Origin of the sequence: Flavobacterium sp. 83 (assembly GCF_000744835.1) — a bacterium.
In the GTDB taxonomy this organism is placed as follows: domain Bacteria; phylum Bacteroidota; class Bacteroidia; order Flavobacteriales; family Flavobacteriaceae; genus Flavobacterium.
In genome coordinates, this window is record NZ_JQMS01000001.1 from 1,907,537 (window position 1) to 1,923,448 (window position 15,912).

The following is a 15,912-nucleotide window of genomic DNA, read 5'->3' on the forward strand; positions in this document are numbered from 1 at the left end:
GAAGCCTTGTTTTGACAATAAGTCCAAATTATAACTTCAGTATGAATATTTGTTTTTAGCGCAACAATACATTACGATTGTATCGCGTTACTGTTTAAGTTGCTTTCGCAATTCGAACAAAATTCAATTAGATTTTAAAATGATTTTATTCTTGCCCTCTTTTTTTAAAAGAGCTAAGGATTTTTTATAATTTTTTTTTAAACAAAAATAATTGAAAATAAACCTTAGCGAGATTTAATAATTATATCCCGAAATCGCCAAGTAGAATAAAATGGGGTAAGTAATTTGAAATAAATGAATATGAGTTTAAGATTAGTTGTAACATTGTTTTTATTGAATAGTATTGTGCTTTTTTCACAGGAAAGCACTAAGAAACATACCATCGTAAAAGGGGAAACCATTTCGAGTATCGCAGAAAAATATGATGTAAAACAAAGTGAAATCTATAAATTAAATCCAAAAGCCAAGAATCTATTAAAACTAAATTCAGTATTATTAATTCCTACTATTGCTCCTAAGAATACGGATACAAAATCTAAGATTGCAAAAAACTACCAAGAAAAAGAACACGAAGTACTTGCCAAAGAAACACTTTACGGAATCGCAAAACAATATGGAGTTACTGTAAAAGAACTAAACGAAGCCAATCCTTCAATAGAAACTTCAGGATTAAAAATAGGTCAAAAACTTGAAATTCCAGGCAACGCCACTTCATCTGAAATCGCAGTTGTTACTCAAACAAAAAAATCTTCCCCAAAAACAGCAGTACCGATAGAAACTCAGATTACTGAAACTGAAAATCCCATTACCGAAGTTACATCAATTGAAGTACTGCCAAAAGAATCTAAATATTCTATAGCAAGAAAATACGGAATCACCATCAAGGAATTAGATAAAGTAAATCCAACAATAGGAGTTAAATCGCTGCGAGTTGGGCAAAAAATTAATGTTCCAGCAAACGCAATTGTAAAAACTGAAATAGCAGTTGTACCTCAAGAAGAGAAAGTACTGGTTCAAGAAGAGGCCAAAGTTATTCCGCAGCCAATAAAAGAATTGCCAAAAACAGAATTAGCTGTTGTACCACAACAAATCGAAACTTCTAGTGCTACATCTGAAAATATTAAACGGGAAGTAATGCCAAAAGAAACTAAATACGGTATTGCTAAACAATATGGTATTACTGTTAAAGAACTAGAAAAGCAAAATCCCGAGATTAAAAACAATTTTCCAGTTGGCTATAAATTAACGATTCATGCGGCTAATTCTTCTAATGAAAATGGTGTGGTTTCAAACCCAGAAAAAAAGAAAAAAGAATTCAAAAAACCTCAAGAAATTGATGAGGAAAATCAATCAATTGATGAAAATAACGGAGAATTTAAAAGTTTCATAAAACCACTATCTAATCCTAATTTTTTAGATGAATTAATTGAAACAGCATCGGCTAATATTGGAACACGGTACCAATCTGGAGGGACTTCAAAATCAGGTTTTGACTGTTCTGGTTTAATGTGTACTACCTTTGGAGCTTTCGATATTAAATTACCCAGAACTTCCTTGGAGCAATCTCGTTTGGGAGTAGTAGTTAATACTGAAGATGCTCAAAAAGGGGATCTAATTTTCTTCAAAACTAATGGTAGAAGCCGTATCAATCATGTTGGGATGGTAGTTGAGGTTTGCGATGGAGACATAAAATTTATTCACGCCTCAGTAGGTGGAGGTGTAGTAATTTCATCTGTTAAAGAGAAATATTATGAAAAAAAATTAACTCAAATCAATCGCGTTCTACAATAATCAAACTTTAGAAAAAATATTACTTCTTATATAATGGGAACTCTTCAGGTAACTGAGGAGTTTTTTGTTTCTTATTACCCTTGTTATTTGCTTCATCACTTTCCTGATAGTATTATTTATACAAAAAGAAAACTGAGATCTATGGTATAAAGATGCGTAACATACGCGAGGAAAACATTATACAATTTAAAAGAAAAGTATCATCTTTCACACATGAGATTAAAGGCTGTGTTGCTTTTGCAAAAATGGTAATGAAGAAGTCATTTTTAAGTTTCTCTTGGCTATATTTACAACTACGGATAAAGGGAGGTTTTACTGTTTATTCCTGTTTCACACTATTTACTTCAATCCAATAACCATCAGGATCCTGAAAATAAACTTGTTTGATTCCATCTGCGCGAACCATGATTTTATGAAGCTCTCCGGGCCAGTCAGAATATGTGATATTGTGATTATCCAAGACTTTTACTAACGCATCAAAGTTTGCTGTTTTAAAGGCAAGGTGTACTGCTTTGTTTATTGTTACAGGTTCTTTGATAGTAGAAACCAGATGGAGCTCTTTTCCATCTCCTAAAGAAATCCAACGAATACCTTCTTTTCTAGTAAGATTAGTGATTTCTTGAAGTTTCAAAACGTTAGTATAGAAATCTACAGAGCGTTCCAAGTCTTTTACTGAAAGTGCGGCATGGTCCATTTTTAAAGTAAAGGAATCCTGCGCCCAGATTGATCCGGTAAATAGAAAAGCAAGCAGTAAGAATGTTATTTTTTTCATTGGTTATTTAATTTTGGTTTTTTGTTAGATAAGCTTTTAGACTTTGTGCAGTAGCTAAAGTACGCAATAAATTATTCCTGCTAAAATTAAAAAATAATAGGGCTATTATTGTTTCCTAATTTACTTTTACTAATATAGAATAAATGTAAATTAGGATTCTGTGTCATAAAAAAGAACAGTAAGGCTAATTCGTACTAATATATTTTGCAATCTTTGAACTCTAAAAAAATTAAACAGCATTATGAGTAAGACTAAACTAACAATCAATCGCAATGGATCTATAAAAATTGAAGGTGATTTTGAAATAACAGACAGCGAAGGAAATGTTTATGGACTGGAAGGTAGAACGGCATTGGGTCTTTGTCGATGCGGATTATCAGCAAACAAACCTTTTTGTGATGGTTCCCACCGCAACAATTTTGAACATGAAGCAGCAGCTTTTGACTTGCCACCAATGAAAACTAAGTAAGAAATACTGTTTTTTACTTTCAATAAATAAAAAAAGCTACTTCATTGTAGCTTTTTTTATGTTTTGCGTTTCTTCATTGTGGGCACGGAAAAGATTTTCGGGCTATCGAATAAGGAAGTATATCTTCATGGTCGGATACTGTTTTATGCGAAAATTAAATCGTCAGTTGTCAATTTTATTTTTGGTTTATTCAATTTTAAAATTGCGTTTTTCACTCTAATTTGTTCGCTTTTAGGTAAGAAAACGGGGATTAATTCACTAATGTCAATTTTTAATAATCGATTAATCAGAATTAAGTCTTTTAAAGAAAAAGGGCTAATTCCATTCATTAATTCTGACATGTGAGTTTTACTTTTATGTCCTAGAATAGATCCTAATTCTTGTTGATTAAGATTAAGATTTTTTAGTTTATTTTTGATTGTAGTCTTCCTGTTTTCTATGAATTCTCTTTCTTTTTCGGCAATTAGTTCTGCAATATCACTTTCTTTAATTTTATTTTTATCTATTGCATTTTCATCAGACCAATTATTGGTTTCGTATATTTCAATAATGTCTCTTAACTTTTTTCTTAAAGTTTTAAAATGAACGGATTCTTTGGACAGAATACGTAATTTTCTATCAGCGATTAATGCTCTTTCAAAATCTAATTCATTTTCTATTTTACCTTTAAGAACAAATTCTTCAATGTCAAAATGTGTTTTCATGGCTATACGTGATTACGTGATTTCAACCATTTTTCAATAGTCTTTTTATTGTTTTTAAATGTTCTTTCATAATCTTGGTGGTCACCCGTCCATATAATTGTTGCTTCTCCGTCTTCGTCAAACTCCAATAAAATCATTGTTCGATGTATTGCGATATCAAAAAAGTAAAAGCCATCTTTATGAACACAATCAGCATCGTTTCTAATGGTCTTCAGTTCAGTCTCATTCTTCCAATTGTTATTTTCAATATCCGAAATTAATATATCAATTGCTGTACATAAAGGTTTGTTTCCAAGATTCTTTACTTTTAGTTTTGTTAATCTGTTTTTTCCGATTAATCTCATAAGCGTATACAAATGTAAAAAAAAGTTCGGAATAAAACCAAACTAAAAAGTTAAATTTAAATGGTGTATAAATAGTAAAGTATAATTTAGGATTTTTTCTTAGGATTTTGTGTTAACTTATTTGCGTAATCAAATCTTGATAATCATAGCGGGTTACATTCAAACGAGTTTCATTGTTTGTGCTGCGCACGCAACTTTAGCTGTTTGCCGTTTATGTTTAGATTAATATTTCATCTCTCAGCGGTATTTTTCGTTCAATTATGTACTTTTTTAAATTTCTCCAAGTTGAATTTCCTAAACTACTTGCTAGATATGTATTTGAATTAAAATTTTTAGTAATGACTCTCAAACAAATTGGTGAACGGAATGGCATATCGATAACTATTTCTTTTATGTTTTCTAAATCGTAAATTTTCTTTTTCCAGAACCAAATGCTATTTTTTATAATTAAATGTTTTTCTGTGAAAATAAAATAATTCATTGAAGAACTAAAAGCAAAACAGAGGATTAAACTAAAAAAATTGATAAGTAAAAGTTTGTCATATTTTTCAAATATTTCAGATGGATTTTGGAAAATAATAAATAGTGTAAAAATTAAAAAGGCATAAAATAATATTCCGTTTGCTGAGAGAACATGATTATCGTTAAATATTTTTTGATTTTCTATATCTATTACTTCTGTTGTTCTTAGTGAAGTTACGGTTTCAAAATTTAATGAATTAAAAGATTTCGAACTATCTAATAAAATTTTATTTGCTCTTTCTAAAACTTGTCTAATTTCTGATGAGTTTGTGTAGCTTTCTGCCCAAAATATTTTTTCTTCCTTATTTTTAAAATTAAAAGTTGTTGCTTCAGTTGGTGTAGCAAAAAAATTACCGAATTGCTTTTTACCTATAATTTCAATATCCTCAATTTCGTTCCAATTATATTTTTTAGTTTTAAAGAAAAATCGAACTTCAATACCATTTTTGGTTATTATAAAAACAGGAAATTTATCTAAAAATTTTGTGATTATATAAATTACTCCAACAAAAAATAAAATTGGTAGGATAATATTTGTTACATCCCTATTCAGCTCATTTTGGGATTCATTATATGTTTCCATAATTTTCGGTATTCCAAAAATACAGAATATTATAGTAGGGAAAATGTAGAGAACAACAATAACAATTTTATTTTTTTTGCTCGTTATTTTTTCTTCCATTTGTTCTTTTAATTTCAATTTTTTTAGATATCAGGTAACTTTCATATACTGAAACAAACATTCGTATATACACCCAATTACAGGTAGATTGGCGAAGGTTTGTTTCGCATTATTTAAATTCAAATATATTATTTTTCTTACAAATTTTATTGAAATGGATAAATGCTGTCGTTATTGCAGTGCGCGTGAGTGATGGTAGCGGCATCCTTTATTTTCTTTCTTTAAGAAATAAAAATACAGGGCACAGCCTTACCCAGAGTTTTTTAGGATAATCATATCCAAGATATTTTTATCAATCTGTTTCTAATTCATACGTGTTTCCATCTTCATCGGTAGCTTCCATTCTTCCATAACCATTCCATTCTACATCAACATTTTTTTCGTTTCCTTCTTCGTCTTTAATTGTTCCGCTGCCATATTTTCCATTCATATCAACATTTCCATTGATTGAATTTCCATCATCGTCTGATCCATTTACATTGTAGTTGTATTCATAATCTCCAGAAGTTCCTGTTCTATGTTCATATTTGTAATCCGAATCAGTATGGTAATTTTCCTCAGTTGTAGAAAAGCTTTGTGTGCTTTGTGTTTCGGTATTAATATTTGATGTTTCAGTACTTTTATTACTTTTTTTTTTATTGGAACAAGAAAATATAATTAAGGAAAATAATATAAAAAAAATGGATTTAATTAAGTTTTTACTATTCATGATTTTTGGGTTTATATTTATTCCTCGTTATTACAAACAAAATTGTAAATACCTGACATAACGGAACCTGGAACTATTCTGTTTTCATATACTGGAAAGTCATCATTACTAGTTACTTTACCATAACGATCATATACAATTCGTTCTTTAATATCATATTTTTTTTCGGAACAGTTTATTATAAAAAATGTCATAGAATGACCACCACCAGTTTTAATATATTTCCCTTTTTTTGTTTTAACCGTTTTTGTTGGGTTGGTTTTTTTTACCCAAACCTCTTTTGAGCTATCAGTGACCTTTTCAATTAATACAAAATAATCAGCACCATCAGTTCCTGAAGCTGCATATGAAAATTCTTCGTCAGATTGCGAAAAACATTGATTGAAGAATAATAAAAATGCTATTGTTGAAAATAATTTTGTTTTCATTTTTTATTTAATGGTTATTATTGCAATTATTGAGTTCTCAAAAGTAGTTTGTTGTTTTTCCATTCTTTTACGGGAAACCGTAAGCATCCGTTTTATTTTAAAAGAAAAAAGGATAGCGACTTGAAATAAGTTTATGTTAATCCTTAAAGTCATGTTTATTCACAGAATTTATTATCGATCATCTATTTCTTCCATTTTCTTAAATTTCCAAAAAAAGTATATCTTTAGCCAACAATAATCAAAACTCCAAAACCAAAAAATATGGAAGACCAAAAACCAGACGATTTTAAAAGAGAATTAGGATTACTAGACGGGACCATGCTTGTGGTGGGTTCCATGATAGGTTCCGGGATATTTATTGTAAGCTCAGATATGGTGCGCCAGGTGGGTTCAGCAGGTTGGCTTATCGCTATATGGGTGCTTACTGCTATGCTGACTATTACTGCAGCGGTTAGTTACGGTGAGTTGAGTGCGATGTTTCCCAAAGCAGGAGGACAATATGTTTATATCAAAGAAGCTTACGGAAAATTGATAGGATTTTTATATGGTTGGAGCTTCTTTGCTGTCATACAAACGGGGACTATTGCTGCGGTGGGTGTGGCTTTTTCAAAATTCGCCGCCTACATTTATGCCCCTTTGAGCGATGAAAATATTCTTTTTGAAATGGGTTATTTTAAGCTCAATGCGGCACAAATTGTTTCTATTATTACGATTATTTTGCTTACTTATATCAATAGTCGCGGGGTGAAAAATAGTAAAATTTTACAGACTGTTTTGACAGTTATCAAAATTTCGTCATTACTGGGATTGATTATTTTTGGTTTTATTCTGGGTGCCAAAGCTGAGGTTTGGGATGCTAACTGGACTAATGCCTGGGATTCTAAAGCACTTGATGTTGCCAGTGGATCTTGGCTTCCTATAAGTGGTACGGCATTGTTATCTGGATTTGTGGCCGCTTTTGTGGGTTCTCAATTTTCAAGTGTGGCTTGGGAAGGGGTTACTTTTATCGCAGAGGAAATTAAAAATCCAAAGCGCAATGTGGGTTTGAGCCTTTTTCTGGGGACGTTAATCGTTGGGTTTATTTACACGATGGCTAATGTAATGTATGTGGCTGTTCTTCCTTTGCAAGATATTGCAACTGCAAAATCAGACAGGGTTGCTGTTGTGGCATCGCAAGTGATTTTTGGTGGTATGGGTACTTTAATCATTGCAGTGATGATTATGATTTCGACTTTTGCCTGTAACAACGGCTTGATTATGGCTGGAGCAAGAGTGTATTATACAATGGCAAAAGATGGTGTGTTTTTTAAAAAAGCGGCAAATCTTAATCATGCAAGTGTTCCGGAATGGGCTTTATGGGCACAGTGCATCTGGGCTTCGGTTTTGTGTTTAACTGGTAAATATGGAGCGTTATTAGATTTTGTGGTTATTATTGTTTTGATTTTTTACATACTTACCATTTACGGAATTTTTATTCTGCGTAAAAAAATGCCGAATGTAGAGAGACCGTATAAGGCTTTTGGTTATCCATTTTTACCTATGTTTTTTATTGTAGTTTCATCTATAATTTCGGTTACATTACTAGTAACGAAAACAAGTACTTGCGGTTGGGGTGTTTTTATAATGTTGCTGGGTATCCCGGTGTATTATTTGACAAAAATGAAAGAGTAGTTTTCAAACAAAAAATTGAAGATGTCCTATTCTCTATGCTATTAATTGGCAGACACTGCAATCCATAACTTGATTTCTTATTTGTGTGAGAGATAACAGTGAAAAAAAAATACTGCGAATACCCCAAGTTTTTGTGGAGGGTAACGCCCACAAAATACGTTAATTTATACTATAAAAACAGAAAACCCGCCTTGAGACCAAGACGGGTTTTTCTAGTGTAGTAAGCACTTGCTTAATGTTAGTCAACTGCGTTTTCTAACACTAACTCTTCATGAAAAGGGAGATTCCAAGCTTCGGCAACTCCTTTGTAAAGGATTTTTCCGTTAGCTATGTTCAATCCTTTTTTCAATTCTTCATTTTCGGCACATGCTTTTTGCCATCCTTTGTTTGCTAATTGCAACGCGTAAGGTAAAGTAGCATTAGTAAGTGCCAATGTTGAAGTATAAGGAACTGCCCCAGGCATATTAGCCACGCAGTAATGTACGATATCGTCTATGATGAAAGTTGGGTTTTCGTGTGTTGTAGGCGTGCAAGTTTCGATACATCCTCCTTGATCAACCGCTACGTCAACTACTACCGTTCCCGGGCTCATTAGTTTCAACATATCACGGGTGATTAAATGCGGTGCTTTGGCTCCTGGGATTAAAACAGCTCCGATAACTAAATCAGCAGTAGCAATTGCTTCACGGATATTGTAATGGTTTGAGATAATTGTGATCACATTAGCTGGCATCACATCAGATAAATAACGCAAACGCGCTAAGCTTACATCCATAATGGTTACTTGAGCACCAAAACCAGCGGCCATTTTTGCTGCTTGTGTTCCTACGATTCCACCACCTAATACTAATACTTTAGCAGGAGGAACTCCCGGAACGCCACCTAAAAGGATTCCTTTTCCTTTCAATGGTTTCTCTAAATATTTAGCACCTTCCTGAATTGACATACGGCCTGCCACTTCTGACATGGGTACCAATAAAGGCAAACTACGGTCTGCTTTTTCAACAGTTTCATAGGCTAAACATACTGCGCCACGCTCAATCATAGCATGCGTCAATGGTTCAGATGAGGCGAAATGAAAATAGGTAAATAATAATTGGTCTTTTTTGATCAAAGGATATTCAGAAGCGATAGGCTCTTTTACTTTGATTATCATTTCAGCAATGCTATATATGTCTTCAATTGTTGGCAATAATTCTGCTCCAGCCTCAGCATATGCTTTGTCGCTAAAACCACTATTTTCACCGGCACTTGCTTGTACATAAACAATATGGCCTTGTTTTTTGAATTCGGCAACACCTGCAGGAGTAAGCGCTACACGGTTTTCGTTATTTTTGATTTCTTTGGGAATTCCGATTATCATAGTGATGTATTTAAATGTTTGAATTTAATTGCATTACAAATTTATAGATAAAGAAAATATTATTGCTATATGGTCTTAAATTAAGAAAATATTATTTTTATTTAGTAATTTAGCATAAAATATTTCTGAATATAAGTTTTTTTATATTTCTAAAAAGAAAAATAAACTGCTTTTGAATCTAAAAAAAGAATCAACTAATTATGATACTGGACGAAACCGACAAAAAAATCTTACGTCTTCTTCAGGAAGATGCGCATTTGACACTGAAAGATATTGCCAATCAAATCAACCTTTCGCTGACACCGGTTCATGACAGGGTAAAACGTTTGGAAAAAGAAGGTATTATTGAGAAGTATGTTTCGATTTTGAATAAAAAGAAATTAGGTAAAAATCTGACGGTATATTGTCAGGTGACTCTTGTCAAACAAACCTATGATATTTCAGAAGGATTCAATCAAGCAATACTGAATTTACCCGAAGTCGTCGAATGTAATTTTGTCTCCGGAAGTTTTGATTATATGTTGAAAATTGTATTACCGGATATGGAAAGTTACCATCATTTTCATCAGAAAAAATTGTCGGTTCTGTCCGAGGTTTCTTTGATTAATAGCTTTTTTATTATTTCGGAAGTGAAGAGTACCACTGTTTTGCCGATTTAAATTATAGGGTTGTTCTACTAAAAAAATGGAACAAAGATAATTCAGTTTAAAACAAAAAAATCCATCCCGATTTATTGGGACGGATTTTCTATTTAATTCAGGTTGGGTTGCTATTATCTAAAACTAAAAACTAAAAACTAAAAACTAAAAAAGGCAACACGCAACCTGTAATTGAAAGGCTAGTAATACGTAAAACGTCTTACTTTGGCAATGTATTTTGCTAATCGGATTACCTGGTGGCTGTATCCGTATTCGTTGTCGTACCAAATGTAGAGTACAATATTTTTTCCGTCGTTAGAAACTATCGTTGCATTACTGTCATATATTGATGGTGCCGAAGTCCCTACAATATCCGATGAAACTAATTCGTTGTTCAAGGAGTATTTGATTTGCTCTACCAATTCGCCTTCTAAAGCATATTTTTTCATGATGGCATTGATTTCCTGAATTGAAGTGGCTCTGGAAACCTCTAGATTTAGAACTACTAATGAACCATTAGGAACTGGTACTCTGATGGCATTAGAAGTCAGTTTTCCTTCAAGTGACGGTAACGCTTTTGCTACAGCACTGCCTGCACCAGTTTCCGTAATTACCATGTTTAAAGCTGCTGCTCTTCCGCGACGGTATTTTTTATGCATATTATCAACTAGATTCTGGTCGTTAGTATAAGCGTGAATTGTTTCTAAATGTCCTTTTACAACGCCTAAAGTATCTTCGACAGCTTTCAAGATTGGAGTAATCGCATTTGTTGTACAGGATGCAGCCGAAAAAATGTTTATTTCATCTGGATTGTATTCGTTTTGATTTACGCCATGAACAATATTCGGAACTCCTTTTCCAGGAGCAGTAAGCAAAACTTTATCTACCCCTTTTGAAATTAAATGCCTGCTTAAAGCTTCGTGATTTGTGAAAGCTCCTGTATTATCAATGACTAAAGCATTGTCGATGCCATAAAGGGTATAATCAATTTCTTCGGGTGCATTTGCTGTGATAATGTGAACTGTTGTGCCGTTAATTATCAAAGCATTGTTTTTTGTGTCAGCAACAACCGATCCTTGAAAATCGCCATGAATAGAATCATAACGCAATAAGGAGGCTCTTTTTTCCAGTGAAGTGGCGTCGTTTTTATCACGGGTTACAATGGCTCTCAATCGCAACTGATTTCCTTTTCCTGTTTTTGAAAGTAACTCACGAGCCAGCAATCTTCCAATTCTGCCAAAACCATACAACACTACATCTTTAGGTTGAATTTCCTCTGAATTTCTGGCGCCTTTTAATTTGTCTAATATAAAATGTCTGGTATCAGGGTATTTTTCGTCTTCTAAACGATATTCATAAGTAAGTTTTCCAATATCCAGTTTTGAAGCCGGTAAATCCAATTCTAAAACAGCTCTGGCTATTTCTACTGAATCAAATACCGAAATGGGTTTTCCCACAAATTCACCTGCATAATCATGCAAGTTGATGATTTCGCTTACGTTTCTGTCAATTAATTGATTCCTGAATAAAACCATTTCAATTGATTTGTCATACCATAAATCACTGATGATTTTAATCAATTCTACTCCTGCACGGCGTCTGTCTGCTTGAAATGAAACTTCTTTTTCGTAAGTAATACTCATGTGAAAATTTGTAAAATAAATTAATGATTTTTTAAATTTGGCGCAAAAGTACCTATTTCAATCGATTTCGTAAGCTGTTTTATGATTTATTTTTAAAATAAAAAAGCCACCTTGGTTTTTCAAGATGGCTTACATTTTTGGGATTATTAGTATTAGATGATGATTCGAATGGTTTCTCCGTTTTTATTCATCATTTCAATTCGGATACTTTGACTCTCCTCTTTTTTGTTCAAAAGCTTCGATACCGTTTCAATATCAGTCGCTTTTATATTGTCAATGCTTAAAACAATATTTCCTTTGAGTTCTGCTTCATATTGCTTCAAATTTTCATTAGTGATGGATCGGATTCTTACACCATAGTCCAGATGAAATTTCTTTTTATCTGCAGCATCTATATTTTCTAATTCTAATCCTTTGAATTCGGTAGTGAAAAATTCATTTTTACTCAAAATTACTGGAACTATTCTATTTTTTCCATCTCTGATAATCGTTACCTGAACTTTATCATTAGGTCTTTTAGTATTAATGTATCCAGAAAGATCGGCATAAGTAGCCACATTTTGATCATCTAGTTTTACAATAATATCCCCTTTTGTAAGTCCGGATTTTTCGGCACCGGAATTTTTAGTTACTTTATTGATATAAAATCCTTGTGTTTGTGAAATTTTTAATTCTTTGGAAGCAATATCATTCAATTCGCCTCCTTCAACACCCAAAATCCCTCTTTGTACATTACCAAATTCCATAAGGTCTTCTATTATTTTTCGGGCAATATTAGAAGGAATTGCAAAGGAATAACCAGTATAACTTCCTGTTGGGGAGGAAATCATCGTATTAATACCAATTAATTCCCCACGGGTGTTTACTAATGCGCCGCCACTATTTCCAGGATTTACCGCAGCATCCGTTTGTATGAAAGATTGAATACCGCTAGTGCCCAAATCTCTTGCTTTTGCCGAAACAATCCCTGCAGTTACTGTAGAAGTTAAGTTATACGGATTTCCTACTGCCAAAACCCATTCGCCAATTTTTACTGAATCAGAATTAGCGAATACAGTATACGGTAACTTTTCGTCAGTATCAATTTTTAATAAAGCAATGTCCATTTTAGAATCGGTTCCAATGAGTTTTGCTTTGTACGATTTTTTGTTATTCAAAGTGATTTCAATTTCCGAAGCATCTTTTACCACATGATTGTTTGTCACGATATAACCATCTTCAGAAATAATTACTCCGGAACCCGTTCCCACTTGTTCTTGTTGCTGCTGTCCGCCGTAGCCATAAAAATATTCAAGCATTGGATTAATAACCGTTTTGCGAGAAACATTTTTTACGTGAACTACCGTATGAATGGTCTTGTCGGCAGCTTCAGTGAAATCAACATTTTCAGCTGATAAACCTACTTGTTTTCCATACGAATCAGAAGCGATGGTTGTAATGGATTTTTTGCTATTTGAGAAATAGCCATCATTGTCAAATAATAATTTGTAAGCCCCTAATGTTACGGCTCCACTCAGCAATGATGTTAAGAACAATGTTGAAAATCGTTTCATATTAGAATTCATTTTTTAATTATTTTAGAGTAAAAATAACGTTAAATTATTTTTCTAAAAAACAGTTTAACGCTCTTTAACAATGATTAACATTTCATTAATAGTTCGTACTTTTGTGTCTGTTAATCCAAAGAAAAATGCAAATAGAATTTTATAAATACCAAGGAACAGGAAATGATTTTGTGATGATTGATAACCGTCAGGGATTTTTTCCAAAAGATAATATTCAATTGATAGCTCGCTTATGTGACAGGCGTTTTGGTATAGGTGCAGACGGTCTTATTTTATTAGAAAACGACCCTGAAACCGATTTCAAAATGGTCTATTACAACTCAGATGGAAATCAAAGTTCCATGTGCGGTAACGGCGGAAGATGTTTAGTGGCTTTCGCCAAAAAACTAAAGGTTATTGAAGATAATACTACTTTTATAGCGACAGATGGTTTGCATCATGCTTCAGTTGCTGACAATGGAATAGTTTCATTACAAATGATAGATGTAGACGAGGTGAAAATCACTCCAGAATATGTGTTTATGAATACGGGTTCTCCACATCACATTCAATTAGTGGAAGATTTAGAACATTATAATGTCAAAGAAAATGGAGCGAGCATTCGATACGGTGAATTGTATGGAAAACAGGGAAGTAATATCAATTTTGTAAAAAAAGTAGATGATTCTACCTTTTCTCTTCGTACTTACGAAAGAGGAGTTGAAGATGAAACCTTGGCTTGTGGAACTGGAGCAACTGCAGTAGCAATCGCAATGAATGCATTGGGTGAAACAAAAGCGAACTCGATAGATTTGAATGTAGAAGGAGGGAAATTAGTGGTTTCTTTTGATAAAAACGAAGGACATTTTACCAATGTTTTCTTGAAAGGACCAGCAGAATTTGTGTTTAAAGGAACGATTGAGATTTAGCTAAAAACCGAAACCAAGAAACCAAATCTAAATGATAACATTAAAAGGTGAAAACATCTATATTCGTGCACTTGAACCCAATGATTTGGAGTTTGTTTATGCTATTGAAAACGACCAAAGTATTTGGGAAGTGAGTAATACGCATACGCCTTACAGTCGGTTTTTGGTAAAGCAATATTTGGAAAATGCACATCAGGATATTTATGAAGCAAAGCAATTGCGATTAGCCATCTGTCAGGATCAGGATTTTCCGGCTTTTGGATTAATCGATTTATTTGATTTTGATCCAAAGAATAATAGGGCAGGAGTTGGAATTGTAATTCAAGGCAGTGAAAACCGCAAACAGAATATTGGTTCAGAAGCATTAGGGCTATTAATTCGGTATGCTTTTCATCATCTCAATCTCCATCAATTATATGCAAATATTGGGACAGAAAATGTAGCAAGTAATGCTCTTTTTACTAAATTTGGTTTCGAAAAGATAGGAGTGAAAAAAGATTGGAATTTAGTGAACGGCATTTATAAAGACGAAGCGATTTTTCAGTTAATTAATCACACGGGCGCCAGCGAACTGGTGTAACAATTTTAAAAAATAATTATTTTGAACTTAAAGAAAATTATAACAATTATCGCTGTTGTACTAATATCAGTATTAATAGGTTATGGAATTGTTTTGATGAACCAAATTTTTTCAGCAAATACAAAGTTTGCAGAAAAAGAACTCTACGTGTACATTCCAACAGATTCTAAATACGAAGATGTCGAAAAAATAATTGCTCCTTACATTGAAAATATGGGCCGTTTTGAAATGGTTGCCAGTAAAAGAGATTATCCGGATAATGTAAAACCAGGTCGCTTTTTATTCACCAAAGGAATGAATAGTTATGAATTAGTAAAAACATTACGATTAAATGTACCGGTAAATTTAGCTTTCAATAATCAGGAACGGATAGAAAATTTAGCTGGTCGTGTGGGTTCTCAAATTGAAGCTGACAGTTTGTCTTTGCTGACTACATTTAAAGATTCTGTTTTTTTGAAAGATAATGGCTTTACTGAAGAAAATATTTTAGCGATGTTTATTCCTAATACGTATGAAACGTATTGGAATACTTCAGCTGAAAAGTTCCGAGATAAAATGATTAAAGAGTATAAAAACTTTTGGAATAAAGAACGTGTAGCCAAAGCTGCAAAACAAGGATTAACTCCAATTGAAGCGACTATTCTGGCTTCTATAGTTCACAAAGAATCTGTGAAAAAAGACGAAAGACCAAGAATTGCGGGAGTTTATTTAAATCGCTTAAGAGCACAAATGCCACTTCAGGCAGATCCAACAGTTATTTATGCAATAAAAAAGAAGTCAAATGATTTTGATCAGGTTATCAAAAGAGTTTTTTATAATGACTTAACAATGAGTTCTCCTTACAATACGTATGTAAATATTGGTCTTCCTCCAGGACCTATCGCGATGCCTGATATTACTGCATTGGAAGCCGTTTTAAATCCGGAGAAAAATAACTTTATCTATTTCTGTGCGAGTGTGGAACGTTTTGGATACCATGAATTTGCCGCAACTTTAGAAGAACACAATAAAAACGCCAAAAAATATTCAGATTGGATAAACAGTCAAGGTGTAAAAAGATAGTTTTAGAATTAAAAAAACTGCTTTTTTTATGCTTGTTTTTGAATGGATATCAAACTTGTTT

The 15,912-nt window shown here is 32.9% G+C and carries 16 protein-coding genes; 7 read left to right on the plus strand and 9 right to left on the minus strand.

All coding sequences use genetic code 11. The annotated features are described in order from the left end of the window. Positions 1–300 precede the first annotated feature (300 nt). Entirely contained in the window at positions 301–1,791 is a 1,491-nt protein-coding gene (locus T410_RS08370; RefSeq protein WP_035670469.1) for a peptidoglycan endopeptidase, read from the plus strand. A gap of 319 nt (positions 1,792–2,110) precedes the next feature. Here T410_RS08370 and T410_RS08375 read toward each other — a convergent pair whose 3' ends face one another. Continuing rightward, the gene (locus tag T410_RS08375; RefSeq protein WP_051929492.1) at positions 2,111–2,485 is read right to left on the minus strand and encodes a VOC family protein; all 375 of its coding nucleotides are present in this window, start codon (positions 2,483–2,485) and stop codon (positions 2,111–2,113) included. Between the two features lie 319 nt (positions 2,486–2,804). Here T410_RS08375 and T410_RS08380 point away from each other — a divergent pair, with 319 nt between their 5' ends. Then, a complete protein-coding gene (locus T410_RS08380) occupies positions 2,805–3,032 on the plus strand; it encodes a CDGSH iron-sulfur domain-containing protein (RefSeq protein WP_035670474.1) in 228 nt (75 codons plus the stop codon). 143 nt (positions 3,033–3,175) lie between these two features. Here T410_RS08380 and T410_RS08385 read toward each other — a convergent pair whose 3' ends face one another. From T410_RS08385 to T410_RS08405, 5 genes are all read right to left on the minus strand, one after another. After that, on the minus strand, positions 3,176–3,736 hold the full coding sequence (locus tag T410_RS08385; protein ID WP_035670477.1) for a helix-turn-helix domain-containing protein: 561 nt from the start codon (positions 3,734–3,736) through the stop codon (positions 3,176–3,178). Between the two features lie 2 nt (positions 3,737–3,738). Beyond that, positions 3,739–4,080 carry a type II toxin-antitoxin system HigB family toxin gene (locus T410_RS08390; RefSeq protein WP_035670479.1) on the minus strand — a complete coding sequence of 114 codons (342 nt, stop codon included), beginning with the start codon at positions 4,078–4,080 and terminating at the stop codon, positions 3,739–3,741. A gap of 217 nt (positions 4,081–4,297) precedes the next feature. Then, positions 4,298–5,302, minus strand: coding sequence for a hypothetical protein (locus T410_RS08395; protein ID WP_035670482.1), 1,005 nt, complete (start codon positions 5,300–5,302; stop codon positions 4,298–4,300). A 274-nt stretch (positions 5,303–5,576) separates the two neighbouring features. Then, a complete protein-coding gene (locus T410_RS17055; protein ID WP_193743734.1) occupies positions 5,577–5,993 on the minus strand; it encodes a hypothetical protein in 417 nt (138 codons plus the stop codon). 17 nt (positions 5,994–6,010) lie between these two features. Beyond that, entirely contained in the window at positions 6,011–6,421 is a 411-nt protein-coding gene (locus tag T410_RS08405; protein ID WP_035670484.1) for a hypothetical protein, read from the minus strand. 261 nt (positions 6,422–6,682) lie between these two features. Here T410_RS08405 and T410_RS08410 point away from each other — a divergent pair, with 261 nt between their 5' ends. Then, a complete protein-coding gene (locus tag T410_RS08410) occupies positions 6,683–8,092 on the plus strand; it encodes an APC family permease (RefSeq protein WP_035670485.1) in 1,410 nt (469 codons plus the stop codon). Positions 8,093–8,330: 238 nt separating this feature from the next. Here the strand turns inward: T410_RS08410 and ald are convergent, their stop codons facing one another. After that, complete coding sequence (gene ald / locus T410_RS08415; protein WP_035670486.1) at positions 8,331–9,455, minus strand: alanine dehydrogenase; 1,125 nt, start codon at positions 9,453–9,455, stop codon at positions 8,331–8,333. A 200-nt stretch (positions 9,456–9,655) separates the two neighbouring features. Between ald and T410_RS08420 the strand changes: the two genes are divergently transcribed. Beyond that, positions 9,656–10,114: an Lrp/AsnC family transcriptional regulator gene (locus T410_RS08420; RefSeq protein WP_035670489.1), complete on the plus strand. Its 459-nt coding sequence runs from the start codon at positions 9,656–9,658 to the stop codon at positions 10,112–10,114. Between the two features lie 179 nt (positions 10,115–10,293). Here the strand turns inward: T410_RS08420 and T410_RS08425 are convergent, their stop codons facing one another. Together T410_RS08425 and T410_RS08430 are read right to left on the minus strand one after the other, a co-directional pair. Next, a complete protein-coding gene (locus tag T410_RS08425; protein WP_035670491.1) occupies positions 10,294–11,736 on the minus strand; it encodes a glyceraldehyde-3-phosphate dehydrogenase in 1,443 nt (480 codons plus the stop codon). Between the two features lie 152 nt (positions 11,737–11,888). Continuing rightward, entirely contained in the window at positions 11,889–13,289 is a 1,401-nt protein-coding gene (locus T410_RS08430; protein ID WP_035674276.1) for a S1C family serine protease, read from the minus strand. A 137-nt stretch (positions 13,290–13,426) separates the two neighbouring features. Here T410_RS08430 and dapF point away from each other — a divergent pair, with 137 nt between their 5' ends. From dapF to mltG, 3 genes are read left to right on the plus strand one after another with little or no spacing between them, the layout of a single operon-like run. Further along, the gene (gene dapF, locus T410_RS08435; RefSeq protein WP_035670494.1) at positions 13,427–14,209 is read left to right on the plus strand and encodes a diaminopimelate epimerase; all 783 of its coding nucleotides are present in this window, start codon (positions 13,427–13,429) and stop codon (positions 14,207–14,209) included. 31 nt (positions 14,210–14,240) lie between these two features. After that, positions 14,241–14,789: a GNAT family N-acetyltransferase gene (locus T410_RS08440; protein ID WP_035670496.1), complete on the plus strand. Its 549-nt coding sequence runs from the start codon at positions 14,241–14,243 to the stop codon at positions 14,787–14,789. 21 nt (positions 14,790–14,810) lie between these two features. Next, positions 14,811–15,851, plus strand: a complete 1,041-nt coding sequence (mltG, locus tag T410_RS08445; protein WP_035670499.1) for an endolytic transglycosylase MltG — start codon at positions 14,811–14,813, stop codon at positions 15,849–15,851. Positions 15,852–15,912 lie beyond the last annotated feature (61 nt).